Annotated in this window: 13 protein-coding genes; 8 read left to right on the top strand and 5 right to left on the bottom strand. The window is 71.1% G+C overall.

Features of this window, described 5'->3' with window-relative positions:
- Positions 1–5: 5 nt before the first annotated feature.
- Positions 6–365 carry an NADH-quinone oxidoreductase subunit A gene (locus tag ACQ1X7_RS01700; protein ID WP_432476413.1) on the bottom strand — a complete coding sequence of 120 codons (360 nt, stop codon included), beginning with the start codon at positions 363–365 and terminating at the stop codon, positions 6–8.
- Positions 366–531: 166 nt separating this feature from the next.
- On the bottom strand, positions 532–1,227 hold the full coding sequence (locus ACQ1X7_RS01695; RefSeq protein WP_432476412.1) for a demethylmenaquinone methyltransferase: 696 nt from the start codon (positions 1,225–1,227) through the stop codon (positions 532–534).
- 119 nt (positions 1,228–1,346) lie between these two features.
- On the opposite strand from ACQ1X7_RS01695, the gene ACQ1X7_RS01690 reads away from it, so the two are divergent.
- On the top strand, positions 1,347–2,450 hold the full coding sequence (locus ACQ1X7_RS01690; RefSeq protein WP_432476411.1) for a L,D-transpeptidase family protein: 1,104 nt from the start codon (positions 1,347–1,349) through the stop codon (positions 2,448–2,450).
- Positions 2,451–2,453: 3 nt separating this feature from the next.
- On the opposite strand, the gene ACQ1X7_RS01685 is transcribed toward ACQ1X7_RS01690, so the two are convergent.
- On the bottom strand, positions 2,454–3,134 hold the full coding sequence (locus ACQ1X7_RS01685) for a DUF305 domain-containing protein (protein WP_432476410.1): 681 nt from the start codon (positions 3,132–3,134) through the stop codon (positions 2,454–2,456).
- Between the two features lie 93 nt (positions 3,135–3,227).
- On the opposite strand from ACQ1X7_RS01685, the gene ACQ1X7_RS01680 reads away from it, so the two are divergent.
- Positions 3,228–4,763 carry an LVIVD repeat-containing protein gene (locus ACQ1X7_RS01680; RefSeq protein WP_432476409.1) on the top strand — a complete coding sequence of 512 codons (1,536 nt, stop codon included), beginning with the start codon at positions 3,228–3,230 and terminating at the stop codon, positions 4,761–4,763.
- A gap of 86 nt (positions 4,764–4,849) precedes the next feature.
- Entirely contained in the window at positions 4,850–6,139 is a 1,290-nt protein-coding gene (locus ACQ1X7_RS01675; protein WP_432476408.1) for an isochorismate synthase, read from the top strand.
- A 73-nt stretch (positions 6,140–6,212) separates the two neighbouring features.
- Here the strand turns inward: ACQ1X7_RS01675 and ACQ1X7_RS01670 are convergent, their stop codons facing one another.
- On the bottom strand, positions 6,213–6,845 hold the full coding sequence (locus ACQ1X7_RS01670; protein ID WP_432476407.1) for an MBL fold metallo-hydrolase: 633 nt from the start codon (positions 6,843–6,845) through the stop codon (positions 6,213–6,215).
- Positions 6,846–7,038: 193 nt separating this feature from the next.
- Between ACQ1X7_RS01670 and ACQ1X7_RS01665 the strand changes: the two genes are divergently transcribed.
- The 5 genes from ACQ1X7_RS01665 to ACQ1X7_RS01645 all read left to right on the top strand — a co-directional run bounded on the left by ACQ1X7_RS01665 (position 7,039) and on the right by ACQ1X7_RS01645 (position 12,956).
- On the top strand, positions 7,039–8,706 hold the full coding sequence (locus ACQ1X7_RS01665; protein ID WP_432476406.1) for an ABC transporter substrate-binding protein: 1,668 nt from the start codon (positions 7,039–7,041) through the stop codon (positions 8,704–8,706).
- Positions 8,707–8,800: 94 nt separating this feature from the next.
- Complete coding sequence (locus tag ACQ1X7_RS01660) at positions 8,801–9,811, top strand: ABC transporter permease (protein ID WP_432476405.1); 1,011 nt, start codon at positions 8,801–8,803, stop codon at positions 9,809–9,811.
- Positions 9,812–9,815: 4 nt separating this feature from the next.
- Positions 9,816–10,775, top strand: a complete 960-nt coding sequence (locus ACQ1X7_RS01655) for an ABC transporter permease (protein ID WP_432476404.1) — start codon at positions 9,816–9,818, stop codon at positions 10,773–10,775.
- Positions 10,776–10,779: 4 nt separating this feature from the next.
- Entirely contained in the window at positions 10,780–11,805 is a 1,026-nt protein-coding gene (locus ACQ1X7_RS01650) for an ABC transporter ATP-binding protein (RefSeq protein WP_432476403.1), read from the top strand.
- Positions 11,802–12,956, top strand: coding sequence for an ABC transporter ATP-binding protein (locus tag ACQ1X7_RS01645; RefSeq protein ID WP_432476402.1), 1,155 nt, complete (start codon positions 11,802–11,804; stop codon positions 12,954–12,956). The genes ACQ1X7_RS01650 and ACQ1X7_RS01645 overlap by 4 nt, the downstream gene beginning before the upstream one ends.
- 10 nt (positions 12,957–12,966) lie before the next feature.
- Here ACQ1X7_RS01645 and ACQ1X7_RS01640 read toward each other — a convergent pair whose 3' ends face one another.
- Positions 12,967–14,838, bottom strand: a complete 1,872-nt coding sequence (locus ACQ1X7_RS01640; protein WP_432476401.1) for a Na+/H+ antiporter — start codon at positions 14,836–14,838, stop codon at positions 12,967–12,969.
- Positions 14,839–14,872: the final 34 nt, after the last annotated feature.

Here is a 14,872-nt window from a genome sequence, read left to right as displayed (position 1 = left end):
CAGTCTCAGTCCCAGTCGAGGCCGCCCCTGCGCCAGACATAGGCGTAGGCGACGAACACGGTGACGATGAAGAGCACCATCTCCACGAGGCCGAAGAGCCGCATCGCGTCGAAGTGGACGGCCCAGGGGTAGAGGAAGATGATCTCGATGTCGAAGACGATGAAGAGCATCGCCGTGATGAAGTACTTGATCGGGAAACGGCCACCGCCGAGCGGCTGCGGCGTCGGCTCGATGCCGCACTCGTAGGAGTCCAGCTTGGCCCGGTTGTAGCGCTTGGGACCCACGACGGCACTGATGACCACGGAGAAGACCGCGAATCCCGCCGCGAGGAGACCCAACGCCAGGACCGGCGTGTAGAGCTCCATCGGTGCGTTCCTTCCCTCGCCGGCGTACGTGGATTGTGACTTTGTGAACCTCTTCACAACCCGTGGCGCCCGTCAGTCTAGGACTCGGGGGCGGGGAGTGCACCCCGGGGGGTCGGGGGCCGGAAACCGCCGCTGACCTGCTGATTTAGCGCACGCAGGGCTTGCGTTATTGAGGTGCGCGGGCCCGGTGGAGGGCGACGATCCCGCCGGACAGGTCACGCCACTCCGGGTCGGTCCACCCGGCCTCCGCGACCAGGTCGGCGAGGCCCCGCTGGTCGGGCCAGGCCCGGATCGACTCGGCGAGGTAGACGTAGGCGTCGGGTGAGGACGAGACCGTGCGGGCGATCGCCGGCAGCGCCCGCATCAGGTACTCCAGGTAGATCGTGCGGAACGCCGGGAGGGTGGGGTGGCTGAACTCGCAGACCACCAGCCGGCCACCGGGTCGGGTGACCCGACGCATCTCGACCAGCCCGGCCCGCGGATCCACGATGTTGCGGAGCCCGAAGGAGATGGTCACCGCGTCGAAGGTGTCGTCGGCGAACGGCAACCGGGTGCCGTCCCCGGCGGTGAACGGCAGGTCGGGCCGCGCCTGCTTGCCCACCTGCAGCATCCCGAGGGAGAAGTCACACGGGACCACGGTCGCGCCGCGGTCGGCGAAAGGCTGGCTCGAGGTGCCGGTGCCGGCGGCCAGGTCGAGGACGACGTCGCCCGGGCGCGGGTCGACCGCAGCGACGACCTGCCCGCGCCAGCGACGGTCCTGCCCGAGGGAGAGCACGTCGTTGGTCAGGTCGTAGCGGCGCGCGACCGCGTCGAACATGCGCCGTACGTCGGCGGGCTGCTTGTCGAGGGCTGCGCGGACCACGAGGGGAGCCTAGGGGACCCGCGACGCGCCGACGGCCACGCGGGGGTGCAACCAAATCCCGGGCTCGGGCGTCCTCCTCGCAGACACTGGACGAACCTCACCTTCCCCGGAGGAACACGATGCGCGTGCTCAGGACGCTGCTGGTCACCCTGCTCGTCGTCGGGCTGGCCGGCGCCGCGGCGTACGGCACCGGCGTGCTCTCGATCCAGCCGTCCTGGCGGGCCGCCGACGAGCCGGAGACCGCCCAGCTGCGCCAGCAGGACCGCACCCCGGACGCCGACGAGCTCGAGGCCGACCGGGACGAGCCGCTCCCTGCGCGCGACGCCCGGCCCGAGCCGCAGGGCCCGGTGCTCGAGCCCGGGGACCGGGGCGTGAAGGTCCGCGAGCTGCAGTCCCGGTTGTTCCAGCTCGCCTGGTTCCCCGAGCTGACCACCGCCGTCTACGGGCCCGGCACGCGGATCGCCGTCCGCGGCTTCCAGGAGAAGCGCGGGCTCGAGGCCTCCGGTGTGGTCGACCAGCAGACCTGGCGCCGTCTGGGACGGATGACCGAGGAACCGACGCACGACCAGCTCTTCAACGTCCTGCACCCCGGCCCGGCGATCCTCGAACGCGGTGACTCCGGCGGCGACGTCCGCGACCTCCAGGCCCGGCTGGTGTCGATCGCGTGGCTGTTCGGCGACGTGACCGGCAGCTACGACGCGGCGACCGTCGAGGCGGTCCGCGGCTTCCAGCGCAAGCGCGAGATCCCGGTGACCGGCGAGGTCGACCGGCGCACGCTCGACCGCCTCCACGGCATGACCTACGCGCCGACCTACGAGGCCATGCACAACATCGAGCCGAAGCTGGGGGCGCTGGACCCGCGGTGCAAGCAGGGCAGCGTGCTCTGCATCGACAAGTCGTCGAACTCGCTGCGGTGGGTGGTCGACGGGAAGGTGAAGGCGACCTACGACGTGCGCTTCGGCTCCGACGAGCTGCCGACGCGGGAGGGCGTGTTCTCGGTCTTCGCCAAGTCCCGCGACCACGTGTCGACCCTCTACGACACCTCGATGCCGTTCGCGATGTTCTTCTCCGGCGGGCAGGCCGTGCACTACTCGCCGGACTTCGCGGCCGTCGGCTACAGCGGCGCCAGCCACGGGTGCGTGAACGTGCGCGACTACGAGGGCATGGCGTGGCTCTTCGACCAGATCGACATCGGCACGCCCGTGGTCGTCTACTGGAGCTGATCCTCAGAGCTGCCGGCGGATGGCGACCATCCGTTGGATCTCCGCCTGCTGTCCGGTCGCGATGTCGGCGGCCAGCTCGAGGGCGAGGATGTCCGAGCCGTCCGTCATCTCGTCGTCGGCCATGTCGACGGCGCCCTGGTGGTGCTGGATCATCCCCGCCAGGAAGAGGCGGTCGAACGCGGGCCCCCGGGCCGCCGCGAGCCGGTCCATCTGCCCCTCGCTCAGCATCCCGGGCATCCGCTCGGCGTGGGTCTCGCCGCCGCGAGCGCCGGAGTGGTCACCGTGGTGGGAGTGGTCGTCGGGCACCGACACCCCGCGGGCCTGCAGCCACCCGGTCATGGCCGTGATCTCCGGGCCCTGCGCCCCCTCGATCCTGCGGGCGAGCGCGACGACCTGGTCGTCGCTGGCCCGGGTCTCGGCGAGGTCGGTCATCTCCAGCGCCTGCGCGTGGTGGGGCACCATCATCTGCATGAACCGGACGTCGGCCTCGACGGTCGGCGCGGCCTCGACAGAGGCGTCCGGGCCGAGGGTCTCGTTGCCCTCCCCCGGTCGTCCCGGCTGGAGGATCTCGCTCTGGGCCTCGGAGTCGTCGCGCTCGGCCGGCTCGTCGGCGGAGCATCCGGGGGCGAGCAGCAGGACGGCGGTCGCCGCCACGACAGCCGACCGACGGGGGGTGAGGGGCACGAGATCCTCCCGGGACATGGGATCTGGGGGTGGTGTGAGGTGGCCCACTCTACGTAGGATCAGCGGCACCCCTATCTCGGAAGGTGCCCCCCAATGTCTCGGCAATCCCGGATCATCGGCGTCATCGCTGCCAGCTGCCTGGCCCTCACCGGCCTCTCCGCCATGAGCCCGTCCCAGGCCCACGAGGGCCACGGCTCCCCGCGTCCCGTCTCCGAGAAGCGTGACCCCACGTGCGGGCCGGAGGAGCGTGAGCTCGCCCGGGCGGGTGACCGCTTCGCGCAGGGCTGCCTCACCGAGCGGCAGGAGGAGCGGCTCCAGGCCGCGGAGCCCGAGCCGGAGCTCGAGGCGGGCGAGATGGCCAGCGAGGACATGGGGCTGATCGCCAACATCCCCAAGAACGGCGCGTTCGCCGACGTCAACTCCTTCAGCAGCGACCTCGCCTTCCAGGGCAAGTACGCCTACGGCGGCAACTACAACGGCTTCACGGTCTACGACATCAGCAAGCCGTCCCAGCCGAAGCAGGTCGCCCAGGTGCTCTGCCCGGGCTCGCAGAACGACGTGTCGGTCTACCGCGACCTGCTGGTCCTCAGCACCGACTCCAGCCGCAGCGACGACAGCTGCGCCAGCACCTCGCAGTCGGCCACCATGGAGGACTCGTGGGAGGGCATCAAGGTGTTCGACATCTCCGACCCGACCAGTCCCGAGTACGTCGCCGCCGTCGAGACCAAGTGCGGCTCGCACACCCACACGCTGGCGCCCGACCAGCGCGGTCGGAACCTCTACGTCTACGTCTCGTCGTACTCCCCGAACACGGCCTACCCCGACTGCCAGCCGCCCCACGACATCATCAGCGTCGTGAGGGTGCCGGTGGCGAACCCGGCTGCGTCCAGCCTCGCCGACGAGGCCGTCGTCTTCCCCGAGGGCGGCAACCCGGGCGGCAACGGCTCGTCGACCACCAGCGGCTGCCACGACATCACCGCCTACCCGAAGAAGGACATCGCGGCCGGGGCCTGCATGGGCGACGGAGTCCTGATGGACATCTCCGACCGGACCCAGCCGGAGGTGATCGAGTCGGTGCGCGACACCGAGAACTTCGCGTTCTGGCACTCGGCCACGTTCAACAACAAGGGCACCAAGGTGGTCTTCACCGACGAGCTCGGTGGCGGCGGAGCACCGACCTGCAACGAGGAGGTCGGCGACACCCGGGGCGCCAACGGCATCTACGACGTCACGAAGCGCGACCGGCTGAAGTTCGCCAGCTACTACAAGATCGACCGGGTCCAGTCCAACAACGAGAACTGCGTGGCCCACAACGGCTCGCTGATCCCGGTGAAGGGCAAGGACATCATGGTGCAGGCCTGGTACCAGGGCGGCATCTCGGTCTTCGACTTCACCAACTCCAGCAAGCCGCGTGAGCTGGCCTGGTTCGACCGGGGCGAGCTGTCCTCCGACGAGCTGATCCTCGGTGGCTCGTGGTCGGCGTACTACTACAACGGCCACGTCTACTCCAACGACATCCAGAAGGGCCTGGACGTCCTGAGGATCACCGACAAGGCGGTCACGAAGGCGGAGCGGTACCGCTACCGCGACGCGTTCAACCCGCAGAGCCAGCCGAGCTTCAACGGCTGATCCGCGACACCGACAGGCTCCGGTCCCGCAGCAGCGGGGCCGGAGCCTGCCTCATGTGGGCCCGGTCACCCGCGTAGGCTCCCCCCGTGACGACCAGCGCCACCCCCGACGAGCAGGCCGCCCCCCTGGTCGTCCGCACGGTCCGGCTCGACCTCGACGCCCGTAGCTCCCTGCTCGACCTGCTGCCCGCTCCCGCGGCCGGCGAGGAGTCGGTGACCTGGCTGCGCCGCAGCGAGGGACTCGTGGGCTGGGGGGTCGCCGCCCGGCTCCACGCCCGCGGCCCCGACCGGTTCGACGACGCCGACCTGTGGTGGCGCGAGACCTCGGCCCGCGCGGTCGTCCGCGACGACGTGCGCGAGCCCGGCACGGGCCTGGTCGCCTTCGGCAGCTTCGGCTTCGCCGACGACCCGGGCGACTCGGTGCTGACCGTCCCCGAGGTGGTCGTCGGCCACCGCGGCGGCCACACCTGGCTGACGACCGCCTCCCGCGGCGGGCTGGACCTGCTCGACCGGAGGGCCGCGATCACACCGACCGAGCCACCACGGGCTCCGGGCGAGGTCCTGTTCGGCGACGGCGCCCTCAACGGAGAGCAGTGGATGGCGGTGGTCGCCGACGCGGTCGAGCGGATCAACGCCGGCGAGCTGGAGAAGGTCGTGCTCGCGCGCGACCTCGTGGCCTCCCCCGTCGAGCCGCTCGACGTCCGCTGGCCGCTGCGCCGGCTCACCGAGGGCTACCCGACCTGCTGGACCTTCCACGTCGACGGTCTCTTCGGCGCCACCCCCGAGCTGCTGGTCCGGCGCGAGCGCGGGCTGGTCACCTCTCGCGTCCTCGCGGGCACCATCCGCCGGACGGGCGACGACGACCGCGACCTGACCCTGGCCGCGACCCTGGCCCGGTCGTCGAAGGACCTCGAGGAGCACGAGTACGCCGTCCGCTCGGTCGCCGACTCGCTCGACCCCCACTGCTCGTCGATGAACGTCCCGGAGGCGCCGTTCGTCCTCCACCTCCCCAACGTGATGCACCTGGCCACCGACCTGGCGGGGGTGGTCCACGACGCGGCCACCGTCTCGTCCCTGCAGCTGGCCGCGGCCCTGCACCCCTCCGCCGCGGTCGGCGGTACGCCGACCGACACGGCGCGCGAGCTGATCTCCGAGGTCGAGGGCATGGACCGTGGCCGCTACGCCGGGCCGGTCGGGTGGATCGACGCCGGCGGCGACGGAGAGTGGGGCATCGCCCTCCGCTCCGCCGAGCTGCGGGGGGACACGGTGCGCCTGTTCGCCGGTTGCGGGATCGTCGCCGACTCCGACCCGGAGGCCGAGCTGGCCGAGTCGCAGGCGAAGTTCGTCCCCGTCCGCGACGCCCTCGCCGGCCCCTGACCCGGTCTCCGTCGTACCCGGCATCGGCGCTGTCGGAACGGACGATCCACGACACGGATGTGGGGTACGACGATCACAGGTCGGCGCCCTCGGCGAGCCGGACGTAGTCCTGGTCGTCGCCGAGGAGCAGGCCGAAGTGGCCGTCCACGATCCTCAGCCCGGCCTCGGAGTACACCTTGTCGTGGATGGCGAGGTTGCGCGGCGCGCCCACCTCACGGGCGAAGTCGACGCCCTCGGCGGCCCTCATCCAGGGCGCGCACACGGGGGCGCACAGCACGTCGACGGGCACACCCGGCCCGGTGAGCGCGTCGCCGGGGTGGAAGACGCGCGTGTCACCGGCGGTCACCAGGTAGCCGGAGTTGTCGAAGCGCGGCAGGTCGGGGTGGATGACCGCGTGCCGCTCGCCGACCACCGTCACGGGGAGCCCGGCGTCGACGTCCTCCCCCGGCACGACGACCCGGAGCCGCTCCGCCACCGCCGGGGCGTCCTCGCGGATCCGGGCGGCGACCGCCTCGATGGTGAGCACCGGGGCGTCGGTGGCCAGCAGGTGGTCGGGGTGGTAGTGGTCGGGGTGCTCGTGCGTGACCAGCACGGCCGTCGCACCGTCGACCGCCTCGCGTCCGGTCCACGCCCCCGGGTCGATCACGAGCACGGCGCCGTGGTGCTCGAGCCGCACGCAGGAGTGTCCGAACTTGGTCAGCCGCATGCCCCCAACGTAGTCGCCGTCGCCGTCGGGTCACGGGGTTGTAACGGCTTGGCGCACCAAGGGGCTTGCCTGTTCCACCCCGGCGCATCGGGGGCTAGGGTGCGCGGGACGCCCGGGCGGGACGTGGGTCACGCCGCATGGGCCGAAGGGCCCGCCGACAGGGCGGGCCACGACCGACGAAGAGGTTGCATTGATGAGAACCATCAAGAAGATGGCGTCGGTGGCCGTGGTGGGCGCACTCGCCCTGGCCGCGACTTCCTGCGCCGAGTCCGAGCGCGGCGACGGTGACGGTGAGAGCTCCGGCGGCGGTGGCACGTTCACCTTCGGAGCCGCGGGCGCTCCCGAGATGTTCGACCCGCTCTACGCCACCGACGGCGAGACCTTCCGGGTCACCCGGCAGATGTTCCAGGGCCTGCTCGGCATCGAGCCCGGAAGCGCCGAGGTCGTGCCCGAGCTGGCCACCGAGTGGGAGTCCAACGAGGACGGCACCGAGTGGACCTTCCAGCTCCGCGACGACGTGACCTTCCACGACGGCACGGAGTTCAACGCCGAGGCCGTGTGCGCCAACTTCGACCGGATGTTCGAGCAGAACAAGGCCGGACAGGTCGCGGCCGAGTACTGGGGCTACGTCATGGGCGGCTTCTCCAACGACCCCGAGAGCTCCCTCTTCGAGAGCTGCGAGGCGACGGGCGACTACGAGGTGGTCGTGAACATCACCCGCGCCACCGCCGGCTTCCCGACCATGCTCACCCTGTCCTCGCTGGCGATGCAGTCGCCGACGGCGATGGAGGAGGGCGACGCCAACGGCATCCAGACCGCGGGTGAGGGCTTCGAGTTCCCGGAGTACGCCAACAACCCCGTCGGCACCGGGCCCTACCAGTTCGTCGAGTACGACGAGGCCAACGGCAGCATCACGCTCGAGGCCTACGACGACTACTGGGGCGACGCCCCCAAGTCCAGCGAGCTGGTCTTCCGGGTGATCCCCGACGAGAGCACCCGCCGCCAGGAGCTCGAGGCCGGCAGCATCGACGGCTACGACCTGCCGAGCCCGACCGACTGGCAGGGTCTCGAGGACGCCGGCAACCAGGTCGAGATCCGCGACCCGTTCAACATCTTCTACTTCGGCCTGAACCCGACCAACAACCCGGCCCTGAAGAAGGACGAGGTGCGCGAGGCGCTCCAGTACGCCATCGACCGCGAGCAGCTCGTGCAGACCCAGCTGCCCGAGGGTGCCGAGGTCGCGACGCAGTTCATGCCGTCGACGGTGGGCGGCTACAACGCCGACCTGCAGGCGACCCCGTACGACCCCGACAAGGCCAAGCAGCTGCTGGCCGACGCCGGCGAGGAGAACCTGACCCTCACCTTCGCGTACCCGACCGAGGTCAGCCGGCCGTACATGCCGAACCCGCAGGAGCTCTACGAGGCCATCCGCACCAACCTCGAGGACGTGGGCATCACGGTCGAGGTCGAGACTGCCTCCTGGAACGGCGGCTACCTCGACAACGTGACGGCGGGCAAGTACGACGCCTACCTGCTGGGCTGGACGGGTGACTACGACTCCGCGCACAACTTCATCGGCACCTTCTTCGGCAACCTGAAGGAGAACGACTTCGGCACCAGCGCCTACCCCTGGGGCAAGCAGCTGGCCGACGACCTCCAGGCAGCCGACGAGATCGTCGACGAGGACGAGCGCGCGGCGGCGTTCGAGGAGGTCAACGCCCAGATCATGGAGGAGTACATGCCGGGCGTGCCGATCAGCCACTCCCCGCCGGCCCTGGTGGTCGGTCCGGACGTGGAGGGCGTCATCCCGAGCCCGCTGACGGCGGAGGAGTTCGACACGGTCAGTGTCGGCGGCCAGTAGTCCAGTACTGTCGCTGACCGACCACTGAGCGGCTGAGGGGGGCCACCCGCCACGGGTGACCCCCCTCACCACTGTCCACAGGAGTTCGTTTCGCATGGTCCAGTTCATCGTGCGCCGGCTGTTGCAGATGGCCCTGGTGCTGGTGGCGCTGTCCATCCTGCTCTTCGTGTGGCTCCGATCGCTGCCGGGCGGCACGGTCTCGGCGATCCTCGGGGAGCGCGCGACACCGTCGCGGAGGGCGGCCCTCGAGGCGGCCCTCGGTCTCGACCAGCCGATCTACGTGCAGTACTGGCGCTTCGTCAGCCGCGCGGCCCAGGGTGAGTTCGGAGCCTCGACCGCGGTGCTGCCCGGCGCGGACGCCTTCGACGTGTTCCTGGTGCGGCTGCCGGCGACCATCGAGCTCGCGTTCCTCGCCATGCTGATCGCGGTCTCGCTGGCCATCCCGCTCGGCTACTTCGCCGCCCGTCGGCGTGGCTCGCTCCTGGACAGCGGTGCCGTGGTGTTCTCGCTGGTCGGTGTGGCCGTCCCCGTGTTCTTCACCGCGTTCCTGCTCAAGTACTTCTTCGCCGTGCAGTGGCACGTGCTGCCGGTCTCCGGACGGCAGGACGCCAGCCTCGACGCGACGCGCGTCACCAACTTCTTCGTCCTCGACGGCATCCTCACGCGCGAGTGGGACGCCTCGTGGGACGCCCTCCTGCACCTGCTCATGCCGGCCCTGGCCCTCTCGACCATCCCGTTCGCGATCATCTTCCGGATCACCCGCGCGTCGGTGCTCGACACCCTCGACGCCGACTTCGTCCGCACGGCGGAGGCCAAGGGCCTCAGCGCCAAGGTCATCCGGGGCCGCCACGTGCTGCGCAACGCGATGCTCCCGGTGGTCACGGTGGTCGGCCTCTCGGTCGGCGCCCTGCTCGCAGGAGCCACGCTCACCGAGACGGTCTTCTCCTACCCCGGGATCGGACTGGCCCTCTACGAGTCGTTCAGGGACAAGGACTATGCCGTCCTGCAGGTGCTGATCCTGGCCGCCGCCGGCATCTTCGTGCTGGTCAACCTGATCGTGGACATCCTGTACGCCGTGATCGACCCCCGGATCAGGACGAGGTGACCGCATGACCGACCAGCCCGGTCCCGTCTCGTACGCCGACCGCCGCAGGGCCCGCATCGACGAGCTGGCCGCGCACTCCTTCGACGACACCCCGGGGGTGTCGCTGATCGCCAGCGCCTGGCGCCGGCTGCGCCGCAACCCGATCTTCCTCATCGGGCTGTTCATCACCGTCAGCTTCGTCGTGCTGGCGATCATCTCGCCCTGGATCGCACCCCACGACCCTGCGGCTGCCCCGCTGCTCGACAAGGTGCGTGCGCAGTCCAACCCGGTCCCGGGTCCCGAGCCCGGTTTTCCCCTCGGCGGCGACGACCGAGGGCGCGACCTGCTCTCCCGGCTGCTCGTGGGCAGCCGGCAGACGCTGATCGTGGGTGTCTTCGCCACCCTGCTCGGACTGCTGGGCGGGCTGGTGCTCGGCATCCTCGCCGGCACCTTCGGAGGCTGGGTCGACTCACTGGTGATGCGGATCGTCGACGTGATGCTGTCGATCCCCGGGATCCTGCTGGCGTTCACGATCGCTGCCCTGGCGGCCCGGCCCAGTCAGCTCACGCTGATCATCGCCATCGCGACGGTCCAGGTGCCGATCTTCGCCCGACTGCTCCGCGGCTCGATGCTCGGCCAACGCGCGAGCGACCACGTCCTCGCCGCGCGAGCCCTGGGCGTGAAGCAACGGGCGATCGTCTTCCGGCACATGCTGCCCAACTCGCTGGGCCCGGTCATCGTGCAGGCGACCCTCGTGCTCGCCGTGGCGATCATCGACGCCGCCGCCCTGTCGTTCCTCGGGCTCGGCAACCCCGACGACCGGCAGCCGGAGTGGGGCCAGATGCTCGGGAAGTCGCAGGAGTTCTTCAACTCGTTCCCCCACCTGGCCGTCTACCCGGCGGTCTGCATCATCGTGGTCGCGCTCGGCTTCACGCTGATGGGCGAGTCGCTGCGCGAGGCCCTGGACCCGAAGGCCCGGAGGTGACCAGATGACCACCATGCCCACCACCACCCACCCGTCCCCCGCACAGGGACACGGCCCGCTGCTGTCGGTGGCGGACCTGCGGGTGACCTTCACCCGGCACGGCGAGAAGCCGTTCACCGCCGTCGACGGGGTCTCCTTCGACGTCCGGGCCGGTCAGACCGTCGGCCTGGTCGGCGAGTCCGGCTGCGGCAAGTCGGTCACCTCGCTGGCGATCATGGGCCTGCTCCCCGAGCGCGGCAACCAGGTCGAGGGCACGGCGACGTACGAGGGTGTCGACCTCTTGGGCCTGTCGCGGCAGGAGATGCGGGACCGACGCGGTCGCGACATCGCCATGATCTTCCAGGACCCGCTCTCGTCGCTGAACCCGGTCGTCCCGATCGGGATCCAGGTCACCGAGGTGATGGAGCGGCACCGCGGCATGAAGCGCAAGGACGCGATGCCCGAGGCACGCGACCTGCTGGACCGGGTCGGCATCCCCGACCCCGACGCGCGGCTCAAGAACTACCCCCACCAGCTCAGCGGCGGGATGCGCCAGCGTGCGCTGATCGCGATGGCGCTCGCCTGCGCCCCGCGACTGCTGATCGCCGACGAGCCCACGACCGCGCTCGACGTGACGATCCAGGCCCAGATCCTGGCGCTGCTCAAGGACCTGGTCGAGGACACCGACACCGCCCTGATCATGATCACCCACGACCTCGGCGTGGTGGCGGGCCTCTGCGACGAGGTCAACGTGCTCTACGCGGGCCGCATCGTCGAGCGCGGCGACCGGCACACCCTCTTCTCCCAGCCGAGGCACCCCTACACGGCGGGCCTGCTGCACTCGATCCCGCGGCTCGACGCCCCGCGGGGCGAGAAGCTGACCCCGATCCCGGGCTCGGTGTCCGACAACCTGCCGTGGCACTCGGCGTGTGCATTCGCGCCGCGCTGCCCCCACCGCGTCGACGCCTGCACCGAGGAGACCCCCCGGTGGGAGATCGAGCACGGCGGCCGCGGCCTGCGGTGCCACAACCCGGTGGAGGTGACGACGTGACCGAGCAGGAGACCGTGGAGCGGGACGCGCCGGTCGACGACGACGTCCTCGTCGAGGTCCGGGGGCTCAAGGTCCACTTCCCGATCAGGCGGGGCGTGGTGTTCGACAAGACGGTGGGCCACGTCTACGCCGTCGACGGCGTCGACCTGCAGATCCGCCGCGGCGAGACCTACGGCCTGGTCGGCGAGTCCGGCTGCGGCAAGTCGACGCTCGGTCGCGCGCTGCTGCACCTCGAGACGCCGACCGAGGGCACCGTGCTCATCGACGGCGTCGACGTCGCGAGCCTGAAGGGCGAGGTGCTGCGCCGGAAGCGGCAGGACATGCAGATGGTCTTCCAGGACCCGATGTCCAGCCTCGACCCCCGGCAGTCGGTGGAGTCGTTGCTCGTCGAGGGGATGCGGGCCCACGGTCTCGACCAGGACCAGGCGACGACCTCGGCCCGGCTCAAGGAGCTGTTGAGCGCGGTCGGGCTGCCGCCGGCGGCGCTGACGAAGTACCCCCACGAGTTCTCGGGCGGCCAGCGGCAGCGCATCGGCATCGCCCGGGCGCTGTCGGTGAACCCGAAGCTGATCGTGGCCGACGAACCGGTCAGCGCGCTCGACGTGTCGGTGCAGGCCCAGGTGATCAACCTGCTCGAGGAGCTGCAGGACGAGTTCGGCCTCACCTTCCTCGTCGTCGCCCACGACCTGGCCGTGGTCCGCCACATCAGCGACCGCATCGGCGTGATGTACCTCGGTGGGCTGGTCGAGGAGTCGGAGGCCGGTGAGCTCTACGAGACGCCACTGCACCCCTACACCCGGGCGCTGATGTCGGCGGTGCCCGTGCCCGACCCCGCCGTCGAGGACCGCCGGGAGCAGATCCTGCTGACCGGTGACCTGCCCTCGCCGTCGAACCCACCCAGCGGCTGCCGGTTCCACACCCGCTGCCCGTGGCGGCAGCCGACCCGGTGCGACGACGAGCGACCCGAGCTGCGCGTCGTCGAGCTCCCCGGCGTGACCCCGGGTCACCGGGTGGCCTGCCACTGGGCGGAGCAGATCGCGGCCGGTGAGCTGGAGGAGCACGAGGTGGATGCCTCGTTCGTGCAGGAGGGGTCGCAAGGCTCCGACTCCGACTCGCCGTTCGGCGCCGCCTCGATCACCGAGCTGGGCTGAGCCGACCGCCTCAGGCGGTGAGGTGGTGGACGAAGCACCAGCGCCACGTCTCGCCGACCTCGGCGGACTGCACGACCGGGTGGGTCTCCTCCCGGAAGTGCTTGGTCGCGTGCCGGCCGGGTGAGGAGTCGCAGCACCCGATCCGCCCGCACGACAGGCACTGCCGCAAGTGGACCCACCGCAGGCCCTCGGCGAGGCAGTCGGGGCACTCGGCACCCTCGGCCACCACCACCCGCGGGTGCGCCTCCAGGTCGGGGCACTCGTCGGCGCGGCGGCTGTGCTCGCCGACGAGCGCGGAGCGGAGCTCCTCCCGCGACCGCGACGCCGCGTCCAGCATCGACTCCTCGACGTCGAGCATGACCAGCACCTCGGCCACCACGTCGGAGGCGACGGCACCCTCGCTGCGGACCTGCAGCACCCGGTCGCGCTCGGCGTCGATCATCAGCCGCCGCAGCCGGGTGTACTGCTCGCTCGGCGTCTCGTCCTCCTGGTTGGGCCCGAGCTGTTCCCACGCGGCGAAGTTCCGCTGCTCCACCCGGCGCTTGACGGCCTCGACCACGCCGTGGATGTCGTCGTACTCGGCCTGCTTGAGCGCCTTGAAGCCCGCCTTCGAGGCCTGCTGGAGCAGGGTCGCCCGCGCCAGCGCGTCCTCGGCCGGGTCCGGCGAGGGGACGCGCAGCCGGCGCGCCAGCCACGGGAGGGTGAGCCCCTGGAGCAGTAACGTGCCGGCGACGACGGTGAAGGCGACGAGCAGCAGGATCTCGCGGTGGGCCGCGCTCTCCGGGATGACGAACGCAGCGGCGAGCGTGACCACGCCCCGCATGCCCGCCCAGCCGACGATCACCGTCTGTGCCAGCGACAGCCGCTGCTGCGACCGCCGCCCCAGCAGCTGGCTGGTCACGAGTACCCACACCATCCGCAGCACGATGACGGCGAGCAGGGTGCCGAAGCACAGCAGCGCCACCATCCCCGGCGCGACCTCGCTCTTGGCGATGCCCGCCAGGATCCACTCCGCCTGCAGGCCGATCAGCAGGAAGACCGCGCTCTCCAGGACGAACGCGATGGTGCGCCAGTTGGTGCGTTCGGCCAGCCGCGACGGGGCGGTCTGGAGGACCGGCGCCTTGTGCCCGAGCAGCAGCCCCGCCACCACGACGCCGATGACCCCGGAGGCGTGGATCAGCTCCGCGGCGACGTACGAGGCGAACGGGACGACCATCGAGATCCCGGTGTCGAGGACGGGGTCGGTGACCCGGCGCCGCACCCGCGCGACGAGCAGGAACGCGAGCACGCCGACCGCTGCTCCGCCGACCGCCGCGACCACGAAGTCGCCGGCGATCTCGGCGGCGCTGACCGCCGCGACGGTGGTGCCCGCGGCCGCGATCGCCGTGCGCAACGAGACCAGCGCGGTGGCGTCGTTGAGCAGGGACTCCCCTTCGAGGATGGTGACCAGCCGTCGGGGGAGCCCGATCCGCCGGCTGATCGCCGTCGCCGCCACCGCGTCGGGCGGCGCCACGACCGCACCGATGGCGAAGGCCAGCGGCCAGCCCAGCTCGGCGAGCAGCGCGTGCACCACGGCGGCGACGCCGGCGGTGGTGAAGAGCACCAGGCCCACCGACAGCAGGAGGATCGGCCGGCGGTTGGCCGCGAAGTCGACCAGCGAGGTCTGCAGGGCGGCCGCGTAGAGCAGCGGGGGCAGGAGCCCGAACAGCGCCACCTCCGCGCTGAGCTCGATGGTCGGCACGAACGGCAGCATCGAGGCCGCTACGCCGACCCCGACCATCAGCAGGGGCGGCGGGAACCCGATCCGCTCCGCCACCGCGGTCCCGGCGAGGACCACCGCGGCGAGCGCGACCAGGAGGATCGCGATGTCCACGGGGATCATTCTGCCGGTGCGGGGAAGCCCGCTCCCAGACTCC

Origin of the sequence: Nocardioides sp. GXQ0305 (genome assembly GCF_050880345.1) — a bacterium.
In the GTDB taxonomy this organism is placed as follows: domain Bacteria; phylum Actinomycetota; class Actinomycetes; order Propionibacteriales; family Nocardioidaceae; genus Nocardioides.
This window is presented reverse-complemented; position numbering and strand designations above follow the sequence as displayed.

Excerpts from the sequence above, each read along its gene's own strand:
- ACQ1X7_RS01670 (WP_432476407.1), bottom strand. The coding sequence starts at position 6,845 with ATGCGGCTGACCAAGTTCGGACACTCCTGCGTGCGGCTCGAGCACCAC.
- ACQ1X7_RS01660 (WP_432476405.1), top strand. The coding sequence starts at position 8,801 with ATGGTCCAGTTCATCGTGCGCCGGCTGTTGCAGATGGCCCTGGTGCTG.
- ACQ1X7_RS01650 (WP_432476403.1), top strand. The coding sequence starts at position 10,780 with ATGACCACCATGCCCACCACCACCCACCCGTCCCCCGCACAGGGACAC.
- ACQ1X7_RS01665 (WP_432476406.1), top strand. The coding sequence starts at position 7,039 with ATGAGAACCATCAAGAAGATGGCGTCGGTGGCCGTGGTGGGCGCACTC.
- ACQ1X7_RS01690 (WP_432476411.1), top strand. The coding sequence starts at position 1,347 with ATGCGCGTGCTCAGGACGCTGCTGGTCACCCTGCTCGTCGTCGGGCTG.
- ACQ1X7_RS01700 (WP_432476413.1), bottom strand. The coding sequence starts at position 365 with ATGGAGCTCTACACGCCGGTCCTGGCGTTGGGTCTCCTCGCGGCGGGA.
- ACQ1X7_RS01640 (WP_432476401.1), bottom strand. The coding sequence starts at position 14,838 with ATGATCCCCGTGGACATCGCGATCCTCCTGGTCGCGCTCGCCGCGGTG.
- ACQ1X7_RS01655 (WP_432476404.1), top strand. The coding sequence starts at position 9,816 with ATGACCGACCAGCCCGGTCCCGTCTCGTACGCCGACCGCCGCAGGGCC.
- ACQ1X7_RS01680 (WP_432476409.1), top strand. The coding sequence starts at position 3,228 with ATGTCTCGGCAATCCCGGATCATCGGCGTCATCGCTGCCAGCTGCCTG.